The sequence below is a fragment of the Streptomyces sp. NPDC026575 genome, assembly GCF_055567415.1.
The window spans coordinates 37,183-63,771 of sequence record NZ_JBVHQM010000018.1 but is presented as its reverse complement, the minus strand read 5'-3'; the positions used below and the strand labels follow the sequence as shown (position 1 = coordinate 63,771).

The following is a 26,589-nucleotide window of genomic DNA, read 5'->3' as shown; positions in this document are numbered from 1 at the left end:
GGAGGGGCATGAGGCAGGCGCTCAACTGGGCCCGGGAGGCGGGGCGGTGACCGGATATCAGCGACGCCCTATCGGGCCCCCGCTTTTGCGGGCCCCGGCACCGCCCATCCAAGAGACCGCCCTACGCACAACAGAGCAGGCCGTCCGCAATGGACGGCCTGCTCTGTATTTGTGGAGCTAAGGAGAATTGAACTCCTGACCTCCTGCATGCCATGCAGGCGCTCTACCAACTGAGCTATAGCCCCAGGTCTTGTCTCCGCCCGGTTCCCCGCTGCGGCATCGCCTACATTACACGGACCTCCCCGCCTTCTGCCAAATCGCTCACCCGTCACCCGGCCACCGCCCCTGGACGAGTCCCTTCGGGCCGTAGCGCCCTCGGGGGCCCTTCGGCGGGACGCGCGGTACTGTCGGCAATACGTGCCCGATTCGTCCTGGGGGAGCCGTACGCCGTGACCGCGCTGGAGCTGGAACAGTCCACCGATGTCGGCGGCCCGGCCACCGGCAGAGGCGCCATACGCCGGTACCCGACCCTCGCGGCGGCCCTCGCCTGCCTGGTCTCGTTCACCGCCTTCTGGATCGCGCAGCGCCTCGCGCACGTGACGATGATCGACCTGATGGTCTACCGGGCCGAGGGGGACACCGTCCGCGCCGGCGGGTCCCTCTACGACATGGTGGCGACCTCGGCGCGGCTGCCCAACACCTACCCGCCCTTCGCGGCGCTGCTGTTCACCCCGCTCACGCTCCTCGGCGTCCCCGAGATGCGCACCCTCGCCACCGCCGGCAACCTCCTGCTGCTCGTCGCCGTCGTCCACCTCTCGCTGCGCCTGGCCGACCGGCCCCGGCGCCTCCCCCGGCCCGCCGCGACCCTGGCCGTCTCCGCGCTGCTGGTGTGGTGCGAGCCGGTGTGGACGACGCTGCGCTACGGGCAGATCAACCTCCTGCTCGCCGCGCTGGTCCTGTGGGACCTCACCCGCAAGGACACCAACCGGCTCGCGGGCGTCGGCATCGGTATCGCGGCCGGCATCAAGCTGACACCGGCGCTGTTCGCGGTGTCCCTCGCACTGGCCGGCGCCCTGCGGGCCGCCCAGCTGCTCCGCTCCGGGGCGGGGGCGCGCGCCGCCTGGAACCCCTGGCTGCGGCAGGCCGCCGTGGCCACCGCCACGTTCCTCGCCACCGCCGTTGTGTCGGCCCTGGCGCTGCCGCGCGACGCACACCGCTTCTGGACCGAGATCGTCTTCGCCGCCGACCGGGTCGGCGAGGTGGAGATCACCGCGAACCAGTCGCTGCGCGGCGCCCTCGCCCGGCTGCTGCACACCCACGAACCCGGCGCTTCCTGGATCGTTCTCGCGGGCCTGACCGCGCTCCTGGGCCTGGCGCTGGCGGCCGGTTCGCTGCTGCGCGGGGAGCGCGCCTGGGCGGCCGCGGCCTGCGCGGCGACCGCCCTCCTGGTCAGTCCGATCTCCTGGTCCCACCACTGGGTGTGGTGCGTACCGGTGCTGATCCTGTGCGGCTCCGAGGCGCTGCACCGTACGGGCGCCGCCGCCCGCCGCTGGTGGACGGCCGCGATCGGGCTGGGCGTGCTGTTCAGCTCGTTCGCCCTGTGGTGGGTGCCACACCGCTGGAACCACCACCAGGAACTGCACCAGAACGGCGTCCAGATGCTGCTCTCCGGTGTCTATCCGATCGCCGGACTGGCCGTACTGGCCCTGGCCGGTGCGCGGCTGTGGCGGTCCGGCGGACGGACGCGGCACCGCGGCGGGGCCGAACCGGCCGAGGTCGCCGGCGGCGGCTGAGCCGCTCGTTCCCGCCCGAACCGCTCCGTGGTGCCACGGAATTGAGCCGGGCCGGTCGCGGTCGGCGGGCGCGCGGCCGCGCTCAGGCCGTCGCGAACGAATAGAACCGCTTCAGCGTGCAGTGCTCGTCCAGCAGCCGCCCGTAGATCGGCTCCCCGTCGAGCTCCCGGTAGGTCTCGATCGGATCGCCCTTTATGACCAGGGCACGGGCGCATTCCTCGCACCAGTACTGGTAGTCGGTGTTGACGGGTTCCATGTCGCGGACGATCGGCGTACCGCTGCCGCACCAGTCACATTTCCTGCTGTGGGCGCCCATCCATCAGCTCCAACTGTGGCCGCAGGCCGTACAGACGAAGGAAATGCCTCCGTTGTCACCCAGTACCTGCGCCACATGGGACGAGCCGCACGACGGGCACTGCAGGGCGGAAGCGGCTCTGGCGCCGCACACCGACGCCGGACCGTCAACGGGGCAGGTGAAGCGGAGCGCGTATTCCGGCAGCCAGTCATAGCCCTGCGCCTCGGCCACTTCGAGCAGGTCGTTGACCTCCTCAAGGATGCTCGTGGGCATCGCGATCTCTCCTCCCCTGCCGGCGCCGTCCGATTCTGCCACGGACCGCCGACCGGGTCAGGCCCGACTTCACGTCACGCCGGCGCGGGTGGCGGCCCGTACAAAGCGAAGATCCCGCCTCCTGAGGGAGACGGGATCATCCGGATTGTGGAGCTAAGGAGAATTGAACTCCTGACCTCCTGCATGCCATGCAGGCGCTCTACCAACTGAGCTATAGCCCCGGGTCTTGTTCCGCTCCTCCGGGTTTCCCCGGCGGCGCCGCGAACAAGATGAACTTTAGCCTGCGACCTGCCCAGATGTGAAATCCGGTCGGCCGGGGCCGCTCCGCGGGGCTCAGTCGTCGTCGCCGAGCACCGGTTCCGGCAGGGTGCCGGCGTTGTGCTCCAACAGCCGCCAGCCGCGCGCGCCCTCGCCCAGCACGGACCAGCAGCAGTTCGACAGACCGCCCAGGCCCTCCCAGTGGTGGGCGTCCAGGCCGAGCAGGCGCCCGATGGTCGTACGGATCGTGCCGCCGTGGCTGACGACGACCAGGGTGCCGTTCTCGGGCAGCTTCCCGGCGTGGTTGAGCACGACGGGGGCGGCCCGGTCGGCGACCTCGGTCTCCAGTTCGCCGCCGCCGCGCCGCACCGGCTCACCGCGCTTCCAGGCGGAGTACTGCTCGCCGTACTGCGCGAGGATCTCGTCGTGTGTGAGCCCCTGCCAGGCGCCGGCGTAGGTTTCCCGCAGGGCGGCGTCATGCGTCACCTCAAGGCGGGTCAGGGCGGCCAGTTCGTTCGCCGTGGCCGCGGCCCGCTGGAGGTCGGAGGCGATGATGGCGTCCGGCCTGAGCGCGGCGAGCAGCCGGGCGGCGCGCCGCGCCTGGGCACGGCCCGCCTCGGTCAGCTCGATGTCCGTCGAGCCCTGGAAGCGGCGCTCCAGATTCCAGGCCGTCTGGCCGTGGCGCCACAGGACGATACGGCGGCCGGGCGCCCTCTTCGTGCCGTTCAGAGCAGCTCTCCGTCCTGCTGCCCGGCCGTGGCCTCGGCGTGCGCCGCGGCCTTCCCCCGGGTGGCCTTGGCCTCCTCGGGGAGGTCGATCTCGGGGCAGTCCTTCCACAGCCGCTCAAGCGCGTAGAACACGCGCTCCTCGCTGTGCTGGATGTGCACGACGATGTCGACGTAGTCGAGCAGCACCCAACGGGCCTCGCGGTCGCCCTCGCGGCGGACCGGCTTGGCGCCGAGTTCCTTGCTCAGGCGCTCCTCGATCTCGTCGACGATCGACTTGACCTGGCGGTCGCTGGGCGCCGAGGCCAGCAGGAAGGCGTCGGTGATCGAGAGGACGTCACTGACGTCGTAGGCGATGATGTCGTGCGCGAGCTTGTCGGCGGCGGCCTGGGCGGCGGCGTTGATGAGCTCGATGGAACGGTCCGTGGCGGTCACAAGCGGCTTTCCGGGTCGAGGGCGGCGTCTCCGGCGGGGCGGGGAGCGGGGCGCTCGGCCGAGCCACGGCGCGGGCCGCGGTCCCCATGGCAACCGGATCGGCGGTCAGGTACCCCTCAAGGGTCTCACGGACCGCCGACACCCCCGCCAGAGTTTTCGAACGCCCCGGCCGGATCCGCCGTTCTGGCTGGTCAGGGCCGCGACGGGGGACGCCCGGCCCCACAGTGGGGGCCGGGCGTCCCGCTCGTCAGCCCTTGTAGTCCCGCCCCAGCACCACGGCGATGTCGACGTTCGAGGCGACCTTGCCCTGCCTGACCGCGCTCGCCGGCAGCCCCAGCGTCTTGGCGACCTCGGCGGCCTTCGCCTTCTGGGCGGCGTCCCCGTAGGTGACCTGGGAGGCGGTCCTGGCCACCCCGTCGGTGCCGTCGTCGACGAAGCCGTAGCCGCCGTTGAGCAGTGCGACCTGCGCCTTGCCGGTGGCGGCCTTGTCGCCGGTGGCGTTGCGGACCCCCACCCGGGCGGTCGCGTCGGGGGCGGTCTTCTTGACCGTGCCGCCGAGCACGTCCTTGACCACACTGGCCGCCGTGGCGGGGCTGAGCGTGCCGTTCGCCTGAACGGGCAGCAGGGTCGTGCGGTACGCGCCGGTCTTCGCCAGCTCCGCCCGCTGCGCCAGCGAGCTGCCCAGCTGGGCCTCGGTGAGCGGCGGGTCGAGCACCTGCAGCAGCGCCTTGACGGTGGCGGTGGCGCCGTCGGCGTCGCTGGAGACCTTCTTCAGGGTCGCCTGCATGACCTGCCCGAACCGCTGGAGCTGCTTGATCTGGGTCTCGCCCGGCGCCTGGTAGGTGGCATAGGCCACGGCCGCCTGGCCATTGAGGTCCCGGCCGCCGCCCTGCTTGACCACCGGGGAGGCGCCCTTCTTGGCACCGGGAACGGTGGCGTCGGCGTCGAGGGTGATCCCGCCGACCGTCTCGACGAGGTTCTCCAGGTACGGGGTGTCCAGCCGCCAGGTGGCCTTCAGGTCGGCGCCCAGGAGGCTGTTGAGGGAGTCCCGGGTCGGCTCGGAGCCGTCGTCCTTGACGGACTTGCCGAGCGTCGTGGCGCTGCCGTCGTCCTTGGGGACGACGAGGGTGTTGGGCAGCAGGACGGTGGTGCCCTTGTGGGTGGTCTCGTTGTCGACGAGCAGGGCCGTGGAGCTCCGGCCGGACTGGGTGTCCCGCAGGTGCACCACGAGCACGTCGCGCTTCTGGCCGCCGGCCTCGGCCGCCTTGCCGGTGTCCGGCCCGGAGAGGCCCGGCAGCTTGCCCGCCCACCACAGGTAGCCGGCGCCGCCGGCGAGCAGCAGGGCCACCACGACGGACAGCGCGACCAGCCGGCTGCGTCCGCGCCGCTTGGCCTCCTCGCGCCGCTCGGTGCGGCTCTCGGTGAACTTCAGCCAGTCGATGACGTCTTCGGAGTCCTCGTCCGGCTCCTCGATGAAGTCGAACTGCTCGGTGCGGTAATCCGGGCCGGCCGAGGACGGCCCCGGGGAGCCGCCCGCAACGTCCGGCTCCTCGCGGCCCTGCGACGGGGCGCGGCGCTGGGCCGGCGGCCGCTGCGGCTCGTCCTGGGAGAGCTGCTCGTAGGGCGAGGGCGGCGTCTGCTGCGGGATCCACTCCTGCTGCTGTTGCTGCTGTTGCTGCGGCTGGCCGTAGGGGTCGTACTGCTGGGGGTAGCCGGGCTGGGCCTGCACCTGCCGGCCGCCGTACGGGTCGTAGCCGTACTCCGGCTGGGCCGTATGGCCCCTCTGCTCCTGGTAGGGCTGCTGGCCCTGGTGCCCCTGTTGCACACCGTAGGGGTCATAGCCCTCGTAGGCCGGCGGCGCGGACTGCTGCTGCCCGTACGGGTCGTAGGTCTGCTCGTACGACGGCTGTGCGGCGTCGCGGTAGACCGGCTGCCCGTAGGCGTCGTAGGTGTAGCCCGGCTGCCCCTGCTGGTCGCGGGCATACGGGTCATGGGCATACGGGTCCTGCGGCCCGTACGGATCTGGTCGGTCGCTCACCGGTGCCCCTTTCCGTCAGCCCCGTCAGCGGTCGTTGCGGTACAGCTGTTTTTTGTCGATGTAGCGCACCACACCGTCCGGCACCAGGTACCAGACCGGATCCCCCTGGGCTACGCGCGCCCGGCAGTCGGTCGAGGAGATGGCCAGAGCGGGCACCTCGACCAGGGACACCGCTCCCTCGGGCAGCCCGGGGTCCGCGAGGACGTGGCCGGGCCTGGTCACCCCGATGAAGTGGGCGAGTGAGACCAGCTCCGCGGCATCGTGCCAGGTGAGGATCTGGCTGAGCGCGTCGGCGCCGGTGATGAAGAACAGATCCGCGTCGCGGTGCTCGGCACGCAGATCACGCAGCGTGTCTATCGTGTACGTCTTGCCGCCGCGGTCGATGTCGATACGGCTGACGGAGAACTGCGGGTTCGAGGCGGTCGCGATGACCGTCATCAGATAGCGGTCCTCGGCCGGGGAGACCTTCTTGTGGCTCTTCTGCCACGGCTGCCCCGTGGGCACGAAGACGACCTCGTCGAGGTGGAACTGGCTGGCCACCTCGCTGGCGGCGACCAGGTGTCCGTGATGGATCGGGTCGAACGTGCCGCCCATCACTCCGAGTCGCCGCTTCACGGGCCCTGTGTGCTCTCCCATGCGTGCAGACCCTACTGGGCGGCGCGCGATGCCGGGGGCCGGGTGCCGTCGACTCTAGCGGTCCCGGTTGAAGCGGGTGGTGATCCAGAGCAGGAGGAGCAGGATAAACAGGGCGCCGCCGCCGGTCAGATACGGGCTGAGGCTGGCGTGGCCGCCACCCGCGTGCTCGCCTTCGGCGAGGGAGACCAGGGACTGTGCGGTGGTGTGCAGGCTCATCGTCGGCAGGACCAATCCGGGCTGGGGGTCGGGCAGAGACTTCCACCACATCGTAAGCGGCGGCTCACCGCGGGCTCACGGCGACTCCGCCCGGACACCTCCCGAAGGGGCCCGGGAGGACCGGCGGGGTCAGTCCTGGCCGTAGCCGCGCAGCAGGAACCAGGCGAGCAGGACGGCGCCGATCACGCCGGCGATGATCACGGTGCGCAGGATCCACCCGGGGCCGACGTCGTGGGCGGTCTCCTGGGCGGCGGCGAGCAGCACGCTCGGATGCGGCATGACGATGCGCTCCCTCGGGTACCGGCCCGTGGGTTGTTTGTCCGGGCCTGTGCGGTCAGTGGTGCGATCGTCAGCGTACGCCCGAGCATCCAATCGGTTGTCAGTGGCGTCCTCTAGTCTGAAACACACGCAGTCGAACAGGGGGAGGCCCCAATGACGGAGAGCCCAGGCGGCAGCGAAAACGTACCGAGCCGGGACCGGCGGCGATTCCCCGGAATCTCCTCCCGGTCGTACGAGCACCCGGCGGACCGTTCGGCGCTGGTCGCGCTGCGCAAGCTGAGCGGGTTCGACACCGTCTTCAAGACGCTCAGCGGCCTGCTGCCGGAGCGCAGCCTCCGGCTGCTGTTCCTGTCGGACTCGGTCCGGGTCAGCGACCAGCAGTTCACGCACCTCAACGACATGCTGCGCGACGCCTGCTACATCCTGGACCTGGAGAAGGTCCCGCCGATGTACGTCAATCAGGACCCGCAGCCCAACGCCATGTGCATCGGCCTCGACGAGCCGATCATCGTGGTGACCACTGGCCTGGTCGAGCTGCTCGACGAGGAGGAGATGCGGGCGGTCATCGGCCACGAGGTCGGCCATGCGCTGTCCGGGCACGCCGTCTACCGCACGATCCTGCTGTTCCTGACGAATCTGGCGATGAAGGTCGCCTGGATCCCGCTGGGCAACGTCGCGATCATGGCGATCGTGACGGCGCTGCGCGAGTGGTTCCGCAAGTCGGAGCTGTCCGCGGACCGCGCCGGTCTGCTGGTCGGACAGGATCTGCAGGCGTCGATGCGCGGCCTGATGAAGCTGGCGGGCGGCAATCATCTGCACGAGATGAATGTGGACGCCTTCCTCAAGCAGGCCGACGAGTACGAGTCCGGCGGCGATCTGCGCGACTCCGTGCTGAAGATCCTCAACCTGCTGCCGCGCAGCCACCCGTTCACGACCGTGCGGGCGGCCGAGCTCAAGAAGTGGGCGGCCAGCCGCGACTACCAGCGGATCATGGACGGCCACTACCCCCGTCGGGACGAGGACAAGGACACCTCCGTCTCCGACTCCTTCCGGGACTCCGCGGCGCACTACGCCGATTCGGTGCGCAACAGCAAGGACCCGCTGATGGGCCTGGTCCGCGATATCGCGGGCGGTGCGGGCGATTTGGGCGGCAAGCTGCGGGACACGGTCTTCCGCGGCGGCCAGCGCCCCGGCACCTCGGGCGGCGCCAACGGCTCCGGTGGCGCGGGCGGCTCGGAGGACTCCTGAAGGACCGCCGGCACCCGAGCCGGCGGCCTTGCCGACGGACCGGACGCCACACGGCCCAGCGGGTCGGCTAGCGGATCGGACGGCTCGGCTTCGGCTGGGCGGAGGGTGCCAGCTCACCGCAGAGCGAGGGGTTGGCCCGGTCCCTGGCATAGGGGTCGGTGCCCGCGGGCCGGTCATGGCCGGCGTGCTGTCCCGCGAACAGCGGGCGCAGTGCGTCGGCCGGCCGCGAGGAGCAGGCCAGCGGCCCGGCCTGCAGACTGCTCTGCAGCAGCTCCAGGCGGTGGTCGGCCAGGTCCTCGCGCCCGACCCGGAAGTGCATCTCCCGCCGCACGGTGACCAGCGAGGCGGCGCCCGGGGTGGCCTTGCCGGCCTGCGCCCCGCCCGGCTTCTGCGGTGCGCCGGGGGCGGGGCGTACGGCGTAGACGAAGGTGTAGTCGGCGGTGACGACGAGCGCGTCCGGGCTCAACTCCGAGGCGGAGAGCGTGCCGTTGACCCGGATGTCCCGGTCGGCGAGCCGGGTGAGGGCGGGGTCGAAGCGGACCAGCCAACCGGTCGCCGCATCGCGGCCGTTGTCGTCGGGGTGCGCCAGGCTCCGGTCGAACTGGTCGAGTTGCCCGGTGTCGAGCAGCAGCCGCACCGGACGCACGGAGTTGCCGGTGAGGGTGGCCGGCTCCAGCGACGACTGGACGATGTAGTCCTTGGCGATGGTCAGGGCCGAGATGATCTGGCCGTCGGAGAAGTGCTCGGTGCGGGCGACGGGGGGAAGGTTCACGCCCGCGGCGCCGATCTTGTAGTCGGCCGCGGGGCTGTGCGCGAAGAGGTCCTCGGGTGTCGCGCCCGGTACCTCCCCGCTCGGCGCGAGCGGCACGACGGAGGAGCGCAGCGGCTGCACCCCGGACTGCTCCGGGGTCTTGTAGGGATGCCGGATGCCCATGTAGACGGCGGTGCCGAAGGCGAGCACGATCAGCAGCACCAGCAGGATGGCCTGCCGCGAGCCGCCCAGTCGCATCCAGGCATGCCGGGTCTTCACGGCCGGTGAATGATGCTCACCCAGCCGCTCGTCCGCGGAGAACTCCTGCAGTCGGGCAGCCCGCACGAACGATTCGTCGAAGACGACGGATCGGTATTCGTCCTCACCGCCTCCCGAGGCGCCGTTGGGCGTCCCTTCGGGAGGGTCACCAGGCCCGGTCATACAACAAGGGTAGGTCTGCCGGGGCGAAGGTAAACGCCGGGGCGCCGGGCAACTTCAGCGAAAGATTCCGTTTCGCGGACCCGTATCACGGGCAGGCTGCTCCGCCGTCATTGCGGCCTGGGCACCGCCGAGAACGACGGGCGCACCGACCCGGCGGACGGCAGCGACGGCAGGCCCGGCCGCGCCGTACGGACACTGTCCGCGCCGCTGGTGGCCGGGAGGTCCACCCCGCTGGTCGTGGGCGCCGGAGCCGGACTCTGGTTCCGTCCGGAGGCGCCCCGATAGACGGCGCTGAAGGCCAGTGCGACGAGCCCGATGCCCATCACGACGGCCAGCACCCAGGCGACCGGGCGGTGCCAGCGGGTGCTGCCCCTGTAGGGGCGCAGCGAGCCCCCGTAGGGGCCGTAGGGGTGGTACTCGCCGTAACCGCCGTCGTCCTCGTACTCGTCGCCGTACGCGTCGTAGTCGTCGGCTCCCGGGCCGCGGCGGCCGCGGGCCGCGGTCTCGCCCGGGTCGTCGCCGTCGGGGCCGAAGCCGGCTCCCGAACGGGCTGCCTCGGCCTCGGCGCGCGCCTCCGCGGCGGCCAGCATGCGCTCGACCGCGGAGGGCTCGTGGACCTGTGCGGACCGGACGAATTCCTCGTCGAAGACCACGGAAGCGAACTCCTCGTCCGCTCTTCCGTGGCTCCCGTGGTGGTGCTCGTCGGGCTCCTCGCCGTCCGGGAACGGCTTGCCCCCCACGTCGTCCGGCACCCGTCCAGGTTAGCCCCCGGGCCGTCGATTTGGGCAGGGATCCGGCAGGGAGAACCACCAGCCGCACCCTTCAACGGCTCCGCCCCGGTCCACCACGACGAACGGTGGCTAGCGGGTGTGCCCGTCGCCCGTGACGATGTACTTCGTGGACGTGAGCTCCGGCAGGCCCATGGGGCCGCGGGCGTGCAGCTTCTGGGTCGAGATGCCGATCTCCGCGCCGAAGCCGAACTGGCCGCCGTCGGTGAAGCGGGTGGAGGCGTTGACCGCGACGGTGGTGGAATCCACCAACTGGGTGAACCGGCGGGCGGCGGCCTGCGAGGTGGTGACGATGGCCTCGGTGTGCCCGGAGGTCCAGCGCCGGATGTGCGCCACCGCCGCGTCCAGGTCGGGCACCACGGCGGCCGCGATGTCGTACGAGAGGTACTCCGTCGCCCAGTCCTCGTCCGTGGCGGGGGCGACCAGCCCGGGGCCGGCCTGCTGCCAGGCGGCGTCGCCGTGCACGATCACGCCGGCCTCGGTCAGCGCCTCCAGGGCACGCGGCAGGAACTTCTCGGCGATCCCGGCGTGCACCAGCACGGTCTCCGCGGCGTTGCAGACGCTGGGCCGCTGGGCCTTGGAGTTGATCAGGATGTCGATGGCCATGTCGATGTCGGCGGCCTCGTCGACGTAGACATGGCAGTTGCCGGTGCCGGTCTCGATGACCGGGACGGTGGACTCCTCGACGACCGTACGGATCAGCGAGGCGCCGCCGCGCGGGATCAGCACGTCGACCAGGCCGCGGGCACGCATCAGCTCCCGCACCGACTCGCGGCTCTCCCCGGGCACCAGCTGCACCGCGTCGGCCGGCAGGCCGGCGCTCTGCACGGCGTCGCGCAGCACGTCCACCAGGGCGCTGTTGGAGGCGTAGGCGGAGGACGAGCCGCGCAGCAGGACGGCGTTGCCGGACTTCAGGCACAGCGCCGCGGCGTCGACCGTCACATTGGGCCGGGCCTCGTAGATGATCCCGATCACGCCGAGCGGGACCCGGACCTGGCGCAGGTCGAGACCGTTGGGCAGGGTCGAGCCGCGCACCACCTCGCCCACCGGGTCGGGCAGCGCCACGACCTGGCGGACGTCGGCGGCGATGGCCGCGATCCGCTCCGGGGTGAGGGTGAGCCGGTCCACGATCGACTCGGCGGTGCCGGCCTCCCGGGCCTTGGCGACGTCCTGGGCGTTGGCGGCGACGATCCGGTCGGTCCGCTCCACCAGGGCGTCGGCGACGGCGAGCAGGGCGGCATCGCGGGCCGTACGCGGCAGCGGCGCCAGGACGGCGGCCGCCTCCCGCGCGCGGCGGGCGGTCTCAAGGACGGGGGAGCTCTGCGATGCGCTGCTGGTCATGGCCGAAAGCCTAGCGGGCGGCCGGGCCGCCGCCCGGGGGTATCTCACAGCGCGGGACGGCCCGCCCGATGGTCAGAAGGGGTGGACGCCGACCGGTGAGGCCGGCGGCAGGCCGTAGCCCTCGGCGATGCGCTGCTGGTAGGTCTCGCGGTCGATGACCTCCAGGCCGACGATCTCCCACGGCGGCAGCTTGGCGGTCGAGCGGTGCTCGCCCCACAGGCGCAGTGCGACCGCCGCGGCGTCGTGCAGATCACGGGCCTCCTCCCAGTAGCGGATCTCGGCGTGATCGTTGGCGTAGCGGCTGGTCAGCAGGAAGGGATGATCGTGGGCGAGCTGTTCCAGGCCCCGCCGGACCTCCTTGAGCGGGGCCTCGGCGCCCGAGACGCTGAGGGTGATGTGCCACAGGCGGGATGCCTCGCGGCGCTCGCCCTCCGGGGCCGGCCGCGCCGTCCGCTTCCGCTCCGCCCGCTCGTCGTCGTCCGACCGGTCGCCGACCTCGCCGGTTTCGACGCTGGTCAGCGTCCGCTCCGCCGTCCCTCGGGGCAGTGCCCCCGGGCGCCCTCGTCTCACCGGCGGCCTCCTGTGATGCGAATCGCTCCGCCCTCGGGGGTGCGGAGCCGATTGGTGCGGTCGTACTTCGGCGTGTGCGCTTGCGCTCTGCGGGCGCCGGTCCCCCGCGGCACCCCCACAACAAAGTTGACCAGCCCGCGGGCCGCCGCGGGGGCGTTTTCGCCAAGGTCTCCGTGGAAAGGCCGGTCCGCGCTCCGCTTGGGGGCGGTGTTCCTCCCCTCGCGGCGGCGGCCGGGCCTGTCGGGCGTCGTCAGTGGTGCAGCAGCACCAGATCGTCGCGGTGGACGACCTCCCGCTCGTAGGCGGGGCCCAGCTCGCGGGCGAGATCGCGGGTCGAACGTCCCATCAAACGGGGGATTTCCCTGGCGTCGAAATTGACGAGCCCGCGAGCCACCGCGCGGCCCTCGCCGTCGCGCAGCTCGACCGGGTCGCCGGCGGAGAACTCGCCCTCCACGGAGGCGATTCCGGCCGGCAGCAGCGAGGAGTGCCGCTCGACGACGGCCCGCACCGCCCCGTCGTCGAGGACGAGGGCACCGCGCGGTGTGGAGGCGTGCGCGAGCCACAGCAGCCGGTTGGCGGAGCGCCGGCCGGTGCGCAGGAAGTGGGTGCCGGTCTCGCCGCCGGCCAGCGCGTCCGCGGCGTGCACGGCGGAGGTCAGGACCACCGGGATGCCGGCCGCGGCCGCGATCCGGGCCGCCTCGACCTTGGTGACCATCCCGCCGGTGCCGACGCCGGCCTTGCCCGCGCTGCCGATGGAGATGCCCTCCAGGTCCTTGGGCCCGCGCACCTCCGCTATCCGCGAGGTACCGGGGGTGGACGGGTCGCCGTCGTAGAGGCCGTCCACGTCGGAGAGCAGGATCAGCAGGTCGGCGCGGACGAGGTGGGCGACCAGCGCGGCCAGCCGGTCGTTGTCGCCGAAGCGGATCTCGTCGGTGGCGACCGTGTCGTTCTCGTTGACGATCGGCACCGCGCCCATGGCCAGCAGCTGGTCCAGGGTCCGGTAGGCGTTGCGGTAGTGGGCCCGGCGGCTGGTGTCGTCCGAGGTCAGCAGGACCTGCCCGACGCGGCGGCCGTAGCGGGCGAAGGACGCCGTGTAGCGGGCGACCAGCAGGCCCTGGCCGACGCTGGCGGCGGCCTGCTGACGGGCCAGGTCGCGGGGCCGCCTCTCCAGGCCCAGCGGGGCCAGGCCGGCCGCGATGGCGCCGGAGGAGACCAGCACGATCTCCTTGTCCTGATGCTTGGCCAGGACGTCCACCAGCGCGTCCACACGGTCCGCGTCCAGTCCCCCGGCGGCCGTGGTCAGCGACGACGAGCCGACCTTCACCACGATCCGGCGGGCGTCCGCCACGCCTTCGCGCGGGCCACCGCCCCCCTTGACCGTGGCCTTCCGGGCCGCCCCTTCGTCCATGCTCGCGCCTGCCACCCTGCGTACCCCTGTGCTTGCTGATGCCGCCGCCGTACGGGTATTCCTGACCGGTGCCCGCGCGACGTCCCTACGGGCGCAATCTACGGCAGTACGGCCCGCGGGCGCGTCCCGATATCGCCTGGCGGACGTCCCGCGAGACGGCCGGCCGGAGTCCACCGCGGCTCCTGTGGGGGCGCACGGGGCCGCACGGCCCCCTGTGTGCCCCACCCCACAGTGTTTTTCCTAAGACGGACGCCGAGGCCAAGAGGTTGCGTTCGATTGATCCGCTTTCGCGGTGATGAGAGCCACAGCAGATTGTCACCAAGGCCAACGAGGTCATACGGTCGGGTGTCCATCGGTCCCGTTTCGCCGCTCCGGCGGCGTCGCAGCGCGGGACCCGGCCGCCCCCCTCGGCCTCCCCCCTGACCTCTTGCTGCCAGGAGCCCTCCCCCGTGCCTTCCGCCGGAATCGTTCCCCGCCGAGCCGTACAGCTCGCGGCCCTCTTCGTGATGATGGTCGCGTTCATCGCCCAGCTGGTCGGTGCGCTGCTGCCCATCGTCCCGCTGTTCATCGTCGCGTCCGTGGTCAACCTGGGTCTGGACCTGGTCCTCCAGCACAAGCAGCCCGGCCTGCTCGCCGTGCTGGGCCGGATCCGGTTCGACGTCACGGTGCGCCAGTTGCTGCGCGACATGCTGATACTGGTCGGCCTGCTGCACATCGACGGCATCAACCCCCTGGAGGAGCAGGCGCCGCTCACCATCACGCTGCTGCTCTTCTACGGCACCCACTTCGTGTGCCAAGCGGTCGCGGTGCTGGTCCGCAGGACCCGCAGCCTGCCGTTCGTGACCCGCAACATCGACGCGAGCGCGCTGCGCCTGTGCGACGCACCGCCGCGGATCCTCTCCCGCCAGACGGGCCGGCGGCTGCTGCGCTTCTCGGTGCCCACCACGATCGGCATGATGCTCACCGCCATCACCACGGACGCCTACTGGGGCGGCATCGGCCTGGCGGTCTCGCTGGCGCTGTCCGCCGGCGGCACGCTCTACCTGGGCACCTGGCTGCTGCCCAAGAAGCGGGTGGCCGGTGAGCGGCAGGCGCTGGAGTGGCTGGACAACTGGCTGGCCGAGTACCAGCCGACCGTCGGTATGTACTTCTCCGGCGGTTCCTCCTCCGCCTACCAGGCCAACATGTGGCTGAGCACGCTGGCCTCCCTGGACGGCAACCCGATCATCGTGCTCCGCGAGCGCTTCATGGTGCAGAAGATCGACGCCACGGACGTCCCGATCGTGTGCATCCCCAAGGTCGCCAACCTGATGCGCCTGGAGCACTCCACGCTCAAGATGCTGCTGCACCCGGCGAACTCCGGCAAGACCTCGCAGATCCTGCGCATCCCGTCCATCAAGCACGCCTTCACCAACCACGGCGAGAGCGACAAGCTCTCCTCCTGCAACCCGTACGCCAAGGCGTACGACGAGGTGTGGGTGGCGGGCCCGGCGGCCCGCGACCGCTACCAGCTCGCCGACATCGGCGTCGAGGACAAGGACGTCATCGAGGTCGGCCGCCCGCAGCTGGCGCCGATCCGGCCCTACGCGGGCGCCCCGGCCGGCCGGCTGACCACCGTGCTGTACGCCCCGACCTGGGAGGGCTGGGACGGCAACCCGGGCAACACCTCGGTGATCCTGGCCGGTGAGAACATCGTCCGCGAGCTGCTCGCCGACGACGGTGTGCGGCTGCTGTACAAGCCGCACCCGATGACCGGTTCGGTGGACCCGCGCGCGGGCGCCGCCAACGTCCGGATCCAGGCGATGATCGAGGAGGCCAACGGCCGCCGCAGCGGCGCCCGGCCCGGCCCCGAGGCCGCCGCCGAGCTGGCCCGCCGCACCGAGGAGCTGAACGCGCTCACCACCTCGGCGTTCCGCAAGAGCGCGGACGAGCTGGAGCGGATGCGGCTGCAGGGCACCCCCGAGGAGGGCCGCGCGGCCGCCGTGGAGGCCGCGGGCGCCGCCTGGGTGGAGGCGTACTGGAACTCCTTCCCCGAGTGGGAGCACCGCATCATCACCACCGCCCGCCCCGGCATCTTCGACTGCTTCAACCAGGCGGACGTGCTGATCAGCGATGTCTCCAGCGTCGTCTCCGACTACCTGACCAGCGAGAAGCCGTACGCGGTCGCCAACACCTCGGGCATGAGCGAGGCCGACTTCCGGGCGAACTTCCCGACCGTCCGGGCGGCCACGATCCTCACCCCCGAGGCGGACGAGGTGCAGGCCCTGCTCGCCGCGGTCCGCAACCCGGAGCTGGACACCCTCGCCGCGGAGCGCGCCGAGCTCAAGGAGCATCTGCTGGGCCCGTCGGACCCGCCGTCCTCGGTCCGCTTCAACCAGGCCGCGCAGGCGCTGTGCGCGAAGGCCGACGAGCGCCGCATCCGGATGGAGAGCCGGCTGTCCGGAATCCCCGGGCAGCGCTCGCAGGAGGACGTGGACGCCTCCGAGACGGCCGAACGCGAGACCAGTGGCGCCTCGGACGCCGCCGCGGCCGTCTAGCCCTCAGCGGGCCGCCTGCGGCCTCGGGCGACGGTCCTGAACAAAGAGTCGGGCCCCGGGAGGAGATCCTCCCGGGGCCCGACTCTTTGCCGTCCAGGCGCGCGGCCTAGAAGGGCCGGAAGCCCTCGTACTCCTCGGTGGCCTCGTCCCGCTCCGCGTCGCGGTCGCGGCGGCGGGTCGCGGCCGGGCGCGGCGCGTCGAAGCGGTGGTCCTCGCCGCGGCGGCCCAGCATCTCCGCGCCGGCGGCCATGGTCGGCTCCCAGTCGAAGACGACGGCGTTGTCCTCGGGGCCGATCGCCACGCCGTCCATGGCCTTGGCGCCCGCCTTGAGCAGCGCGGCCTCGACGCCGAGGCGGTTGAGCCGGTCGGCCAGATAGCCGACCGCCTCGTCGTTGTTGAAGTCGGTCTGGCGCACCCAGCGCTCGGGCTTCTCGCCGCGCACGCGGAAGAAGCCCTCGCCCTCCTGCGTGATCGTGAAGCCCGCGTCGTCCACGGCCTTCGGCCGGATGACGATACGGGTGGCCTCCTGCACCGGCTTGGCGGCGCGGGCCTTGGCGACGATGCCGGCGAGGGCGTAGGACAGTTCCTTGAGGCCCTGGTGGGCGACGGCCGAGACCTCGAAGACGCGGTAGCCGCGCTCCTCCAGGTCGGGCCGGATCATGTCGGCCAGGTCCTTGCCGTCGGGGATGTCCACCTTGTTGAGGACGACCACCCGCGGCCGGTTCTCCAGACCGCCGTACTGGGCCAGCTCCTCCTCGATGACGTCGAGGTCGGAGAGCGGGTCGCGGTGCGACTCCAGGGTCGCGGTGTCCAGGACGTGCACCAGCACCTCGCAGCGCTCGACATGGCGCAGGAACTCCAGGCCCAGGCCCTTGCCCTGGCTGGCGCCCGGGATCAGGCCCGGGACGTCCGCGATCGTGTAGACCGTCGAGCCGGCCGTCACCACGCCGAGGTTGGGCACCAGGGTGGTGAAGGGGTAGTCGGCGATCTTCGGCTTGGCGGCGGAGAGCACCGAGATCAGCGACGACTTGCCCGCGCTCGGGTAGCCGACCAGCGCGACGTCGGCGACGGTCTTCAGCTCCAGCACGATGTCGCGGGCCTCGCCCGGCTCGCCCAGCAGCGCGAAGCCGGGGGCCTTGCGGCGGGCGGAGGCGAGCGCGGCGTTGCCCAGGCCGCCGCGGCCGCCCTGGCCCGCGACGAAGGTGGTGCCCTGGCCGACCAGGTCGGCGAGGACCTCGCCGTTCTTGTCGAGCACGACCGTGCCGTCCGGCACCGGCAGGACCAGGTCCTGGCCGTTCTTGCCCTCGCGGTTGTCGCCCGCGCCGGGCTGGCCGTTGGTGGCCTTGCGGTGCGGGTGGTGGTGGTAGTCGAGGAGGGTCGTGACGTCCTGGTCGACGACCAGGATCACATCGCCGCCACGGCCGCCGTTGCCGCCGTCCGGGCCGCCGAGCGGCTTGAACTTCTCCCGGTGTACGGAGGCGCAGCCGTGGCCTCCGTTACCCGCGGCGACGTGCAGCTCGACGCGGTCCACGAAGGTGGTCATGGGTGGGTGCCTCCAGATAACTGCGGGAAAAGCGGGATAGCTGTCGCGGTACTCCGCGGATGTCTCTGTGGTAACACGCCAAGGGCGGACCGGCCTTCCCGCTCCTGCGGGAAAAGGCGGTCCGCCCTCGGAGTGATGCTCTGACGTGCGCTGACGTCCGGGCCGAGATTACTCGGCGACCGGGACGATGTTCACGACCTTGCGGCCGCGGTGGGTGCCGAACTGCACCGCACCGGACTGCAGGGCGAACAGCGTGTCGTCGCCACCGCGGCCGACGCCCGCGCCCGGGTGGAAGTGGGTGCCACGCTGGCGGACCAGGATCTCACCGGCGAGGACGGCCTGACCGCCGAAGCGCTTCACGCCGAGCCGCTGAGCATTGGAATCGCGACCGTTCCGAGTGGACGATGCGCCCTTCTTGTGTGCCATGTCTCCTCAGTCCCTTACTTCGCCGGAGCGTCGATGCCGGTGATCTTCAGCGCCGTGTGGAGCTGGCGGTGGCCGATCCGCTTCTTGTAACCGGTCTTGTTCTTGTACTTCTGGATCCGGATCTTGTTGCCCTTGTGGTGGTCCACGACCTCGCCCTGGACCTTCACGCCGGCCAGGACCCACGGGTCGCTGGTGACCGAGTCACCGTCGACGACCAGCAGCGTGGAGAGCTCGACGGTGTCGCCGACCTTGCTGGTGGAAATGCGGTCAACCTCGATGACGTCGCCAACAGCAACCTTCTGCTGGCGTCCGCCGGTGCGCACGATCGCGTACACGCGGAACTCTCTTTCGCTAGGAACGGATCCTCTGATGCCAGCCGCTCACACGGGCTCGGGACGGCCCGTGGAATCCGAGTGGACGAGCGGCCTCCCTCGGCGGACCGAGAGGTGTTTGCTCAGGGGTTTGGTGTCACAGACACCGACGGTCAAGATTACGGGGCCTTGACCAGAGGGTCAAACCGGCCCCGGGCCGCTGACGACCCGGGGCGCGGTCCGGCTTGCTCAGCCCTCCGCTTACGCCACGGAGGACTGCTCGGCGGCCGCGGTCTTCTTGGCCGCCGCCTTCTTCGTCGTCGCCTTCTTGGTGGCGGTCTTCTTGGCCGTGGCCTTCTTGGCGGTGGTGGTCTTCTTCGCCGTCGCCTTCTTGGCCGTGGTCTTCTTCGCCGCGGTCTTCTTGGCGGTGGTGGTCTTCTTCGCCGCCGCCTTCTTCGCGGTCTTCTTGGCCGCGGGCGCCGCCTCCGGCTCGGCCTCGGCGGGCTCCGCTGCCACGGCCGGCTCCTCGGCGGCCGGCGCCGTGATCACGACGGTCGCCGCGGAGTCGCCGGACACCTCCGGCGAGCCCGCCGGGGCGGTCACCTTACGGGTCACCCGACGGCGCGGACGGGCCGGCGCGGGCTCCGCGGCCGGTGCCTCGGCGACCGGCTCCGCAGCCGCCTCGGGCTCCGTCACCGGCTCCGCCACCGGCTCGGCCGGCAGCACGATCGCGGCGGCCTCCTCGGCGGCCTTGGGGGCGCCCGCCGGAGCGGACACCTTCCGGCTCACCCGGCGGCGGCCACGGCCGCGTCCGGCGGCCGCCTCGGCCTCGGCCGGGCTGCTGAACCACTCCTCGGCGTCGGCCACCGCGGGCTGCAGCTCGGCCTCCGTCACGGCGGCGGGCTCCAGCTCCGGGGCGCCGCCGTCCGGCGTCGGCTCGGCCGCCTCGACCTCGTGGACATGCGGCTCGACCTGCGCGGCCTTGCCCTTCTTCTTGCGCTTGCCGCCACCGCCGGCCGTCGTCGGCTGGTCCATGTGGACGATCACGCCGCGGCCGTTGCAGTGCACACACGACTCGGAGAAGGACTCCAGCAGGCCCTGGCCGACCCGCTTGCGGGTCATCTGCACCAGACCCAGCGAGGTGACCTCGGCCACCTGGTGCTTCGTCCGGTCCCGGCCCAGGCACTCCAGCAGGCGCCGCAGCACCAGGTCCCGGTTGGACTCCAGCACCATGTCGATGAAGTCGATCACGATGATGCCGCCGAGGTCGCGCAGCCGCAGCTGGCGCACGATCTCCTCGGCCGCCTCCAGGTTGTTCCTGGTGACCGTCTCCTCCAGGTTGCCGCCCTGGCCGGTGAACTTGCCGGTGTTGACGTCGACCACGACCATCGCCTCGGTCCGGTCGATCACCAGCGAACCGCCGCTGGGCAGCCAGACCTTGCGGTCCAGCGCCTTCATCAGCTGCTCGTCGATGCGGTACGTCGCGAAGACGTCGACGTCCGAGGTCCACTTCTGCAGCCGGTCGACGAGGTCGGGGGCGACGTGCGAGACATAGCCGTGGATGGTCTGCCAGGCGTCGTCACCGCTGACGATGACCTTGGAGAAGTCCTCGTTGAAGATGTCGCGGACGACCCGGACGGTCATGTCCGGCTCGCCGTAGAGCAGCGAGGGGGAGCTGGTCGAGGAGGTCTTGGCCTTCTTCTGGATCTCCTCCCACTGCGCCTGCAGCCGCTGGACGTCGCGCGCCAGCTCGTCCTCGCTCGCGCCCTCGGCGGCCGTACGGACGATGACGCCCGCGTCCTCGGGGACGATCTTCTTGAGGATCTGCTTCAGACGCGCCCGCTCGGTGTCGGGGAGCTTGCGGCTGATGCCGGTCATCGAGCCCTCGGGCACGTAGACCAGGTAGCGGCCGGGCAGCGAGACCTGGCTGGTCAGCCGCGCGCCCTTGTGGCCGATCGGGTCCTTGGTGACCTGCACCAGCACCGACTGGCCGGACTTCAGCGCGGACTCGATCCGGCGGGGGCCGTTGGCCATGCCCAGCGCCTCGAAGTTGACCTCGCCGGCGTACAGCACGGCGTTGCGGCCCTTGCCGATGTCGACGAAGGCGGCCTCCATCGACGGCAGCACGTTCTGCACCTTGCCGAGGTAGACGTTGCCGACGTACGAGGTCGCCTGCTCCTTGTTGACGAAGTGCTCCACGAGCACGTTGTCCTCAAGGACGCCGATCTGGGTGCGCTCGCCGCTCTGGCGGACGACCATCACCCGCTCGACGGCCTCGCGGCGGGCGAGGAACTCCGCCTCGGTGATGATCGGCACCCGGCGGCGGCCCTGCTCGCGGCCCTCGCGGCGGCGCTGCTTCTTGGCCTCCAGGCGCGTCGACCCCTTGATCGACTGCACCTCGTCGGCGCCGGTGCCCTCCTCCTTCTTGCGGGGCTCGCGGACCTTGACGACCGTGCGCTCCGGGTCGTCGGCGTGGCCGGCCTCGGCCTCGGCGGCGTCACCGCTGCGACGGCGGCGACGGCGGCGGCGACGGCTGCTGCTGGAGCCGCCGGCCGACTGCTCCTCGGCCTCCTCCTCCGGAAGCTCGGCGTGCTCCTCGGCCTCCTCGGCCTCGGTCTCGGCTTCGGCGCCCTCGGCGGGCTGCTCCTCGGCGCCCTCGGCGGTCTCACCACGGCGGCGGCGACGGCCACCGCGGCGGCGACGGCGCGAGGGACGCTCGGCCGACTCGTCCTCGTCGTGGGCGAACTCGCCCGGCTCGGTCTCCGGCTCGGCCTCTTCCTCGGCCTCCGGCTCCTCGGCCGGGGCGACGGCGACCTGCTCGGGCTCGGCCGGGGCGCCACGGCGGCGGCGCCGGCGCGCGCCGGCGGCGGGCTGCTCCTCCGGCACCTCCTCGGCGACGGGCTCCTCCTGGCGGGCCGCGGCATGGGCGACGGCCGCGCTCTCCGGGGTCTGGAACATCGGCTCGGCGAAGACCGGTGCCTGGAAGACGGCCGTCGGCGGCCGCTGCGCCCGGCGGCGGCCGCGCACCGGCCCCTCCTGGACAGGCTCCTCCTCCGCACGGGGCGCCTCGGCGGCCGGCTCGGCGGCGCGGCGGCGGGTACGGCGGCGGGGGGCCTCGGCGGGCTCGGCGACGGGGGCCGGGGCCTCGGCCACCGGTGCCTCCTCGGCCTCGGCTTCCTCGGTCACCTGGGGCGCGCCGGCGGGCGCGGTGGCCTTACGGGTGGCACGGCGGCGCGTACGGGCCGGCTTGGTCTCCTCGGCGGCAACCGCCGGGGCCTCCTCCTCGGCAACCGGGGCAGCAGGCGCGGGCGCCTCGGCCACCACCGGCTCCACGGCGGCCTCGACCTGCGGCGCACCGGCGGGCGCGGTGGCCTTACGGGTGGCACGGCGGCGCGTACGGCGCGGTGCGGCGTCCTCGGTCTGCGGGGCCTCGGCGGGCGCCTCGGCGGCCGCGGGCTCCTCTACGGGGGCCGGGGTCTCGGTCTCCTCGGCGGCGGCCGGCTGCGGGGCCCCGGCCGGGGCGGTGGCCTTGCGGGTCGCGCGGCGGCGCGTACGGGCCGGCTTGGCCGCGTCGCCGGTGGTGACCGCGGTCGCGGCGGGCTCCTCGGCGGGAGCCGGATCGGCGGCCGCGGCGGCGGTCTCGGTGCTCAGCACCGCGCTCTCGGCGGCGCCGCCGGACGTCGGCGGACCGGCCGGCCGGGAGGCCGCACGGCGCCTGCGGCGCGGCGGCAGCGTGTCGCTGGGTGAGTGGTTGTCCTCGACTCCACGGTCCTGGGACGGCGTGGATTCGGTGGGCTCAATGGGCTCGAGCATGCGGGCGGTTCTCCCGTCACGCTCCCGGGCGCCGCGCCTGATTCCGGTAGCGGTCCGCGTAATGAGCGCGGTCCCGCAGTCCGGGGCGTGGGCGCCGCACGGGAGCTGTCGTCTCGCTCGCCGGGCCCCGTAGGCAGGGACCGGCGAAAGTCTCCTGGTCAGTGCGTCTGCCGGACCGGGGTGGCTCCCTGGCTGATCGGCGACGCGACGACGGCGGTCCTACGCAGTACCTTCCCCGGCTCCCGGGGAGGCCCCACTCGGCGCCTTCGCGGCACTCTGCGCGGCGGCCGTGTCAGGGGCGGCCGTGGCAGCGTCGCGGTCGGGCGCTAGCGGGTCAGTCACCGCGCCGGCCTCCTCATCGAGCAGCCCCTGCGCCAGCCTGGTCACCGCAGCGGGGACCGGCGGCGCCAGGTCGGCCGTAGCTCGGAGGCCGGACAGGACGTCGTCGGGTCGAACGGCGGGTGTCACATGCCGAACAACCAGCCGCAGTATCGCACAGGCATTGCCGTCGGGCCTATCGCCCTCGTGACCGGTCGCTTCCAGCCGTGCCACCGCGGCCCGTGCGTCGAACGTCCGCATGCCGTTCTTCGTGCGGCGCTCGACGAGCACCTCGTCGGCGGCGAGGAACGCCTCGGCGGCGCGCCGGGCCTCCTCGACCTCGACCCCGTCGAGCCGGATCTCCCACACCGAGGCCTGGAGCCGGTCGGCCAGGCCGCTGGTGTGCGCCTCGACCGAGTCGATCACGTCGAGGCCGGTCGGCAGCGACTCGTCGAGCAGTTCGCGGAGCTGATGCGGATCGCGCCGCTCGGCGAGCTGGATCTCCAGATACTCGGCCTCGCTGCCCGTGCCGGTGGGGGCGGCGTTGGCGTACGACACCTTGGGGTGCGGGGTGAAGCCCGCCGAGTAGGCCATCGGGACCTCGGCGCGGCGCAGCGCCCGCTCGAAAGCGCGCTGGAAGTCGCGGTGGCTGGTGAACCGGAGGCGGCCGCGCTTGGTGTAGCGCAGTCGGATGCGCTGCACCGCCGGTGCGGGCGGCGGGCCTTCGGGCTGTCGCTTGCCCAGTGTCGCTCAGTCCTTCGTGAGTGCGGTCGTACTGCTACCAAGAGTACGTGTCCCGGGCGCTCCTGGTTCCCGGAGGGGCGGCACGGCCTCGGCCCGCCGCGGCTGCGCGGACCCGCCGAACAGGGCCCGCCTGATCTCCTTGCGGGTCTGCCGCACGGACTCCCGGGCGGCGCCGATCGCCTGGCGGGTGGCCCGCCCGGCGTCGCGCAGGGCCCGCCGGACCGGTCGCCAGACGCCGTCGCGGATGCCGTGCCCGAGCGGCGTCAGCACCGTGCGGTAGGTCCAGCGGAACGGTTCGACGAAGATCCAGCGCAGCAGCCGGCCGAGGAACCGGCCGACGGCGCGGGAGACGAATCCGGCGGCCCGCCAGCAGTGCCCGAGCCCGTCGCCGATCTCCCGGCAGACCACGGTCACCGCGGCCGCCAGCGCCCGGCCGACCGGCTGCAGCACATACCGCCAAAGGGCGACGGCGGGCACCACCAGGATCCATCGAACGAGCGCGGCGAGGGCCGTACCGATGCCCCGGACCAGCCAGGCGATCCCGTGCCCGACGGGGGTGAGGACGTACGCGTGGAGCCACTGGGCGGGCACCACGACCAGGTACCGCACCAGCCACGCCACCGCCGCCGCGATCCCCCGCCCCACCGGCGCCACCGCATACCGCCACAACGCCGCCCACGGCCAGACGAACAACGCCTTGCCCAGCCAGCGCGATCCCGCGCCCAACGCCCGCACCAGCCAGGCGATTCCCTGCCCGACGGGGGTGAGGACGTAGGTGTGCAGCCACTGGGCGGGCACCACGAGCAGATACCGCACCAGCCACGCCACCGCCGCCGCGATGCCCCGCCCCACCGGCGCCAGCACGGACGTGTACAGCCACTGGACCGGCACCACGAGCAGATACCGCACCAGCCACGCCACCGCGGCCGTGGTGCCCAGCCCCAGGGGCGCGATCACGCACCGCCACAGCCAGGCCAGCGGGGCGGCGATGAGGGTGCGTCCCGTCCAGGCCAGCGGGGTGATGACGAGGGTGCACCACAGCCATGCCAGGCCGCGGCCGCAAGGGCGCAGCAGCGCGCGGTCGACGGCCTTGGCGCAGACGACCAGGGCGTCCCACACCAGTCGCACCGGCACCACGAGCACCAGCATCACGATCCGCACCGGGATGCGCACCACCGTGGTCAGGCACCCCTCCCCCGGCTCGTACCGGTCGGGCGCGCGCCGGTCCTTGTCCAGCGACACGGCGTCGAGATCGTCGCGCCGTCCCCCGTCGATGGCCCCCATGCGGCCTTCCCCCTCGTTCGCTTCCCTGCGGTGCCGTTCCCACCCCGCATTGTCCGCGAACACGCAACGGCCCGGCCACCGCGGGTGCGGGGCCGGGCCGAAGGCGCTTGCGCGCGGCGCTACTTGACGACCGACAGGGGCAGCAGCTTCTTGCCCGTGGGACCGATCTGGATGGAGGTGTCCATCTGGGGGCAGACGCCGCAGTCGAAGCACGGGGTCCAGCGGCAGTCGTCGACCTCGGTCTCGTCCAGGGCGTCCTGCCAGTCCTCCCAGAGCCAGTCCTTGTCCAGACCGGAGTCCAGGTGGTCCCAGGGCAGGACCTCCTCGTACGTGCGCTCGCGGGTCGTGTACCAGGCGACGTCCACGCCGAACGCGGGCAGCGTCTCCTCCGCGGCCTTCATCCAGCGGTCGTAGGAGAAGTGCTCGCGCCAGCCGTCGAAGCGGCCGCCGCCCTCGTAGACGGCGCGGATGACCGCGCCGACGCGGCGGTCACCGCGCGAGAGCAGGCCCTCGACGATGCCGGGCTTGCCGTCGTGGTAGCGGAAGCCGATGGAGCGGCCGTACTTCTTGTCGCCGCGGATCTTGTCGCGGAGCTTTTCGAGACGGGCGTCCGTCTCCTCCGCCGACAGCTGCGGCGCCCACTGGAACGGCGTGTGCGGCTTGGGGACGAAGCCGCCGATGGAGACCGTGCAGCGGATGTCGTTCTGACCGGAGACCTTGCGGCCCTCGGCGATGACGTTCACGGCCATGTCGCCGATCTGGAGCACGTCCTCGTCGGTCTCGGTCGGCAGACCGCACATGAAGTACAGCTTCACCTGCCGCCAGCCGTTGCCGTAGGCGGTGGAGACGGTCCGGATCAGGTCCTCTTCCGAGACCATCTTGTTGATGACCTTGCGGATCCGCTCGCTGCCGCCCTCCGGCGCGAAGGTCAGACCCGAGCGACGGCCGTTGCGCGTCAGCTCGTTGGCAAGATCGATGTTGAAGGCGTCGACGCGGGTCGACGGCAGCGACAGACCGATCTTGTCTTCCTCGTACCGGTCGGCGAGCCCCTTCGCGATATCGCCGATCTCGGTGTGGTCCGCGGAGGACAGCGACAGCAGGCCGACCTCCTCGAATCCCGTGGCCTTCAGGCCCTTGTCCACCATCTCGCCGATGCCGGTGATGCTTCGCTCCCGTACGGGGCGCGTGATCATGCCGGCCTGGCAGAAGCGGCAGCCGCGGGTGCAGCCACGGAAGATCTCGACCGACATCCGCTCGTGGACGGTCTCGGCCAGGGGGACGAGGGGCTGCTTGGGGTAGGGCCACTCGTCCAGGTCCATGACGGTGTGCTTGGACACCCGCCACGGGACGCCGGAGCGGTTCGGCACGACACGGGAGATGCGGCCGTCGGCGAGGTACTCGACGTCGTAGAACTTGGGGACGTAGACGCTGCCGGTCTTCGCGAGGCGGAAGAGCAGCTCGTCGCGCCCGCCCGGGCGGCCCTCGGCCTTCCAGGCGCGGATGATCTCGGTGATCTCCAGCACGGCCTGCTCGCCGTCGCCGACCACCGCGCAGTCCAGGAAGTCCGCGATCGGCTCGGGGTTGAAGGCGGCGTGGCCGCCGGCGAGGATCAGCGGGTGGTCCTCCGTGCGGTCCTTGGCCTCCAGGGGGATGCCGGCCAGGTCCAGCGCGGTGAGCAGGTTGGTGTAGCCCAGCTCGGTGGAGAAGGAGACGCCGAGCACGTCGAAGGCGCTCACCGGGCGGTGGGCATCGACGGTGAACTGCGGGACGTCGTGCTCGCGCATCAGCGCTTCGAGGTCCGGCCAGACGCTGTACGTGCGCTCGGCCAGCACGCCCTCCCGCTCGTTGAGGACCTCGTAGAGGATCATGACGCCCTGGTTGGGCAGGCCGACCTCGTACGCGTCCGGGTACATGAGCGACCAGCGGACGTCACAGGAGTCCCAGTCCTTGACGGTGGAGTTCAGCTCGCCGCCGACGTACTGGATGGGCTTCTGCACGTGCGGGAGGAGGGCCTCCAGGCGCGGGAAGACCGACTCGACAGGCATCGTGGTGATCTTTCATCAGCGGGCAGGGGTGACCCTCAAGCCTAACGTGCTCGGCGGCCAACCCTTGACGCGT

General features: G+C 72.1%; 23 protein-coding genes and 2 tRNA genes. 3 read left to right on the top strand and 22 right to left on the bottom strand.

Annotated elements, in window-relative coordinates:
• Positions 1-172: 172 nt before the first annotated feature.
• Positions 173-245 (bottom strand) — tRNA-Ala (locus ACZ4NB_RS24510).
• A 204-nt stretch (positions 246-449) separates the two neighbouring features.
• Between ACZ4NB_RS24510 and ACZ4NB_RS24505 the strand changes: the two genes are divergently transcribed.
• On the top strand, positions 450-1,793 hold the full coding sequence (locus ACZ4NB_RS24505) for a glycosyltransferase 87 family protein (RefSeq protein WP_467664709.1): 1,344 nt from the start codon (positions 450-452) through the stop codon (positions 1,791-1,793).
• Between the two features lie 82 nt (positions 1,794-1,875).
• Here ACZ4NB_RS24505 and ACZ4NB_RS24500 read toward each other — a convergent pair whose 3' ends face one another.
• The 9 genes from ACZ4NB_RS24500 to ACZ4NB_RS24460 all read right to left on the bottom strand — a co-directional run bounded on the left by ACZ4NB_RS24500 (position 1,876) and on the right by ACZ4NB_RS24460 (position 6,948).
• Positions 1,876-2,109 (bottom strand): hypothetical protein, encoded by a 234-nt coding sequence (locus ACZ4NB_RS24500; protein ID WP_030413843.1) that lies wholly within the window; start codon positions 2,107-2,109, stop codon positions 1,876-1,878.
• Between the two features lie 3 nt (positions 2,110-2,112).
• Positions 2,113-2,361: a hypothetical protein gene (locus ACZ4NB_RS24495; RefSeq protein ID WP_467664707.1), complete on the bottom strand. Its 249-nt coding sequence runs from the start codon at positions 2,359-2,361 to the stop codon at positions 2,113-2,115.
• Positions 2,362-2,509: 148 nt separating this feature from the next.
• Positions 2,510-2,582: transfer RNA gene (locus tag ACZ4NB_RS24490), tRNA-Ala, on the bottom strand.
• A gap of 112 nt (positions 2,583-2,694) precedes the next feature.
• Positions 2,695-3,348 carry a histidine phosphatase family protein gene (locus ACZ4NB_RS24485; protein ID WP_467664887.1) on the bottom strand — a complete coding sequence of 218 codons (654 nt, stop codon included), beginning with the start codon at positions 3,346-3,348 and terminating at the stop codon, positions 2,695-2,697.
• A complete protein-coding gene (gene rsfS, locus ACZ4NB_RS24480; protein WP_384489552.1) occupies positions 3,345-3,779 on the bottom strand; it encodes a ribosome silencing factor in 435 nt (144 codons plus the stop codon). Before rsfS ends, ACZ4NB_RS24485 begins: the two co-directional genes overlap by 4 nt.
• 247 nt (positions 3,780-4,026) lie before the next feature.
• Positions 4,027-5,817: an LCP family protein gene (locus ACZ4NB_RS24475; protein ID WP_467664705.1), complete on the bottom strand. Its 1,791-nt coding sequence runs from the start codon at positions 5,815-5,817 to the stop codon at positions 4,027-4,029.
• A 24-nt stretch (positions 5,818-5,841) separates the two neighbouring features.
• Positions 5,842-6,453, bottom strand: coding sequence for a nicotinate-nucleotide adenylyltransferase (gene nadD / locus ACZ4NB_RS24470; protein WP_467664703.1), 612 nt, complete (start codon positions 6,451-6,453; stop codon positions 5,842-5,844).
• A 54-nt stretch (positions 6,454-6,507) separates the two neighbouring features.
• Positions 6,508-6,669, bottom strand: coding sequence for a hypothetical protein (locus tag ACZ4NB_RS24465; protein ID WP_384426823.1), 162 nt, complete (start codon positions 6,667-6,669; stop codon positions 6,508-6,510).
• Between the two features lie 129 nt (positions 6,670-6,798).
• Entirely contained in the window at positions 6,799-6,948 is a 150-nt protein-coding gene (locus tag ACZ4NB_RS24460) for a hypothetical protein (protein WP_393486909.1), read from the bottom strand.
• 153 nt (positions 6,949-7,101) lie between these two features.
• Between ACZ4NB_RS24460 and ACZ4NB_RS24455 the strand changes: the two genes are divergently transcribed.
• Positions 7,102-8,196, top strand: a complete 1,095-nt coding sequence (locus tag ACZ4NB_RS24455) for a M48 family metallopeptidase (RefSeq protein WP_467664701.1) — start codon at positions 7,102-7,104, stop codon at positions 8,194-8,196.
• Positions 8,197-8,263: 67 nt separating this feature from the next.
• Here the strand turns inward: ACZ4NB_RS24455 and ACZ4NB_RS24450 are convergent, their stop codons facing one another.
• The 5 genes from ACZ4NB_RS24450 to proB form a co-directional block, all read right to left on the bottom strand.
• Entirely contained in the window at positions 8,264-9,388 is a 1,125-nt protein-coding gene (locus ACZ4NB_RS24450; RefSeq protein ID WP_467664699.1) for an SCO2583 family membrane protein, read from the bottom strand.
• Between the two features lie 107 nt (positions 9,389-9,495).
• A complete protein-coding gene (locus ACZ4NB_RS24445; RefSeq protein ID WP_467664697.1) occupies positions 9,496-10,140 on the bottom strand; it encodes an SCO2584 family spore wall biosynthesis protein in 645 nt (214 codons plus the stop codon).
• 108 nt (positions 10,141-10,248) lie between these two features.
• On the bottom strand, positions 10,249-11,517 hold the full coding sequence (locus ACZ4NB_RS24440; RefSeq protein ID WP_467664695.1) for a glutamate-5-semialdehyde dehydrogenase: 1,269 nt from the start codon (positions 11,515-11,517) through the stop codon (positions 10,249-10,251).
• Positions 11,518-11,589: 72 nt separating this feature from the next.
• Positions 11,590-12,087, bottom strand: a complete 498-nt coding sequence (locus tag ACZ4NB_RS24435) for a hypothetical protein (RefSeq protein ID WP_467664693.1) — start codon at positions 12,085-12,087, stop codon at positions 11,590-11,592.
• Between the two features lie 250 nt (positions 12,088-12,337).
• Positions 12,338-13,495: a glutamate 5-kinase gene (gene proB, locus ACZ4NB_RS24430; RefSeq protein ID WP_467664885.1), complete on the bottom strand. Its 1,158-nt coding sequence runs from the start codon at positions 13,493-13,495 to the stop codon at positions 12,338-12,340.
• Between the two features lie 449 nt (positions 13,496-13,944).
• Between proB and ACZ4NB_RS24425 the strand changes: the two genes are divergently transcribed.
• The gene (locus ACZ4NB_RS24425) at positions 13,945-16,032 is read left to right on the top strand and encodes a hypothetical protein (protein WP_467664691.1); all 2,088 of its coding nucleotides are present in this window, start codon (positions 13,945-13,947) and stop codon (positions 16,030-16,032) included.
• Positions 16,033-16,138: 106 nt separating this feature from the next.
• On the opposite strand, the gene obgE is transcribed toward ACZ4NB_RS24425, so the two are convergent.
• The 7 genes from obgE to ACZ4NB_RS24390 form a co-directional block, all read right to left on the bottom strand.
• Entirely contained in the window at positions 16,139-17,575 is a 1,437-nt protein-coding gene (gene obgE, locus ACZ4NB_RS24420; RefSeq protein WP_467664689.1) for a GTPase ObgE, read from the bottom strand.
• A 168-nt stretch (positions 17,576-17,743) separates the two neighbouring features.
• Positions 17,744-18,001 (bottom strand): 50S ribosomal protein L27, encoded by a 258-nt coding sequence (gene rpmA, locus ACZ4NB_RS24415; RefSeq protein WP_384440512.1) that lies wholly within the window; start codon positions 17,999-18,001, stop codon positions 17,744-17,746.
• Positions 18,002-18,015: 14 nt separating this feature from the next.
• A complete protein-coding gene (rplU, locus tag ACZ4NB_RS24410) occupies positions 18,016-18,336 on the bottom strand; it encodes a 50S ribosomal protein L21 (RefSeq protein WP_384440515.1) in 321 nt (106 codons plus the stop codon).
• 237 nt (positions 18,337-18,573) lie between these two features.
• Complete coding sequence (locus ACZ4NB_RS24405; protein WP_467664687.1) at positions 18,574-22,125, bottom strand: Rne/Rng family ribonuclease; 3,552 nt, start codon at positions 22,123-22,125, stop codon at positions 18,574-18,576.
• 219 nt (positions 22,126-22,344) lie between these two features.
• The gene (locus tag ACZ4NB_RS24400) at positions 22,345-23,145 is read right to left on the bottom strand and encodes a TIGR03936 family radical SAM-associated protein (RefSeq protein ID WP_467664685.1); all 801 of its coding nucleotides are present in this window, start codon (positions 23,143-23,145) and stop codon (positions 22,345-22,347) included.
• A 48-nt stretch (positions 23,146-23,193) separates the two neighbouring features.
• Positions 23,194-24,471 (bottom strand): hypothetical protein, encoded by a 1,278-nt coding sequence (locus ACZ4NB_RS24395; RefSeq protein ID WP_467664683.1) that lies wholly within the window; start codon positions 24,469-24,471, stop codon positions 23,194-23,196.
• A gap of 119 nt (positions 24,472-24,590) precedes the next feature.
• A complete protein-coding gene (locus ACZ4NB_RS24390) occupies positions 24,591-26,516 on the bottom strand; it encodes a TIGR03960 family B12-binding radical SAM protein (protein ID WP_467664681.1) in 1,926 nt (641 codons plus the stop codon).
• Positions 26,517-26,589 lie beyond the last annotated feature (73 nt).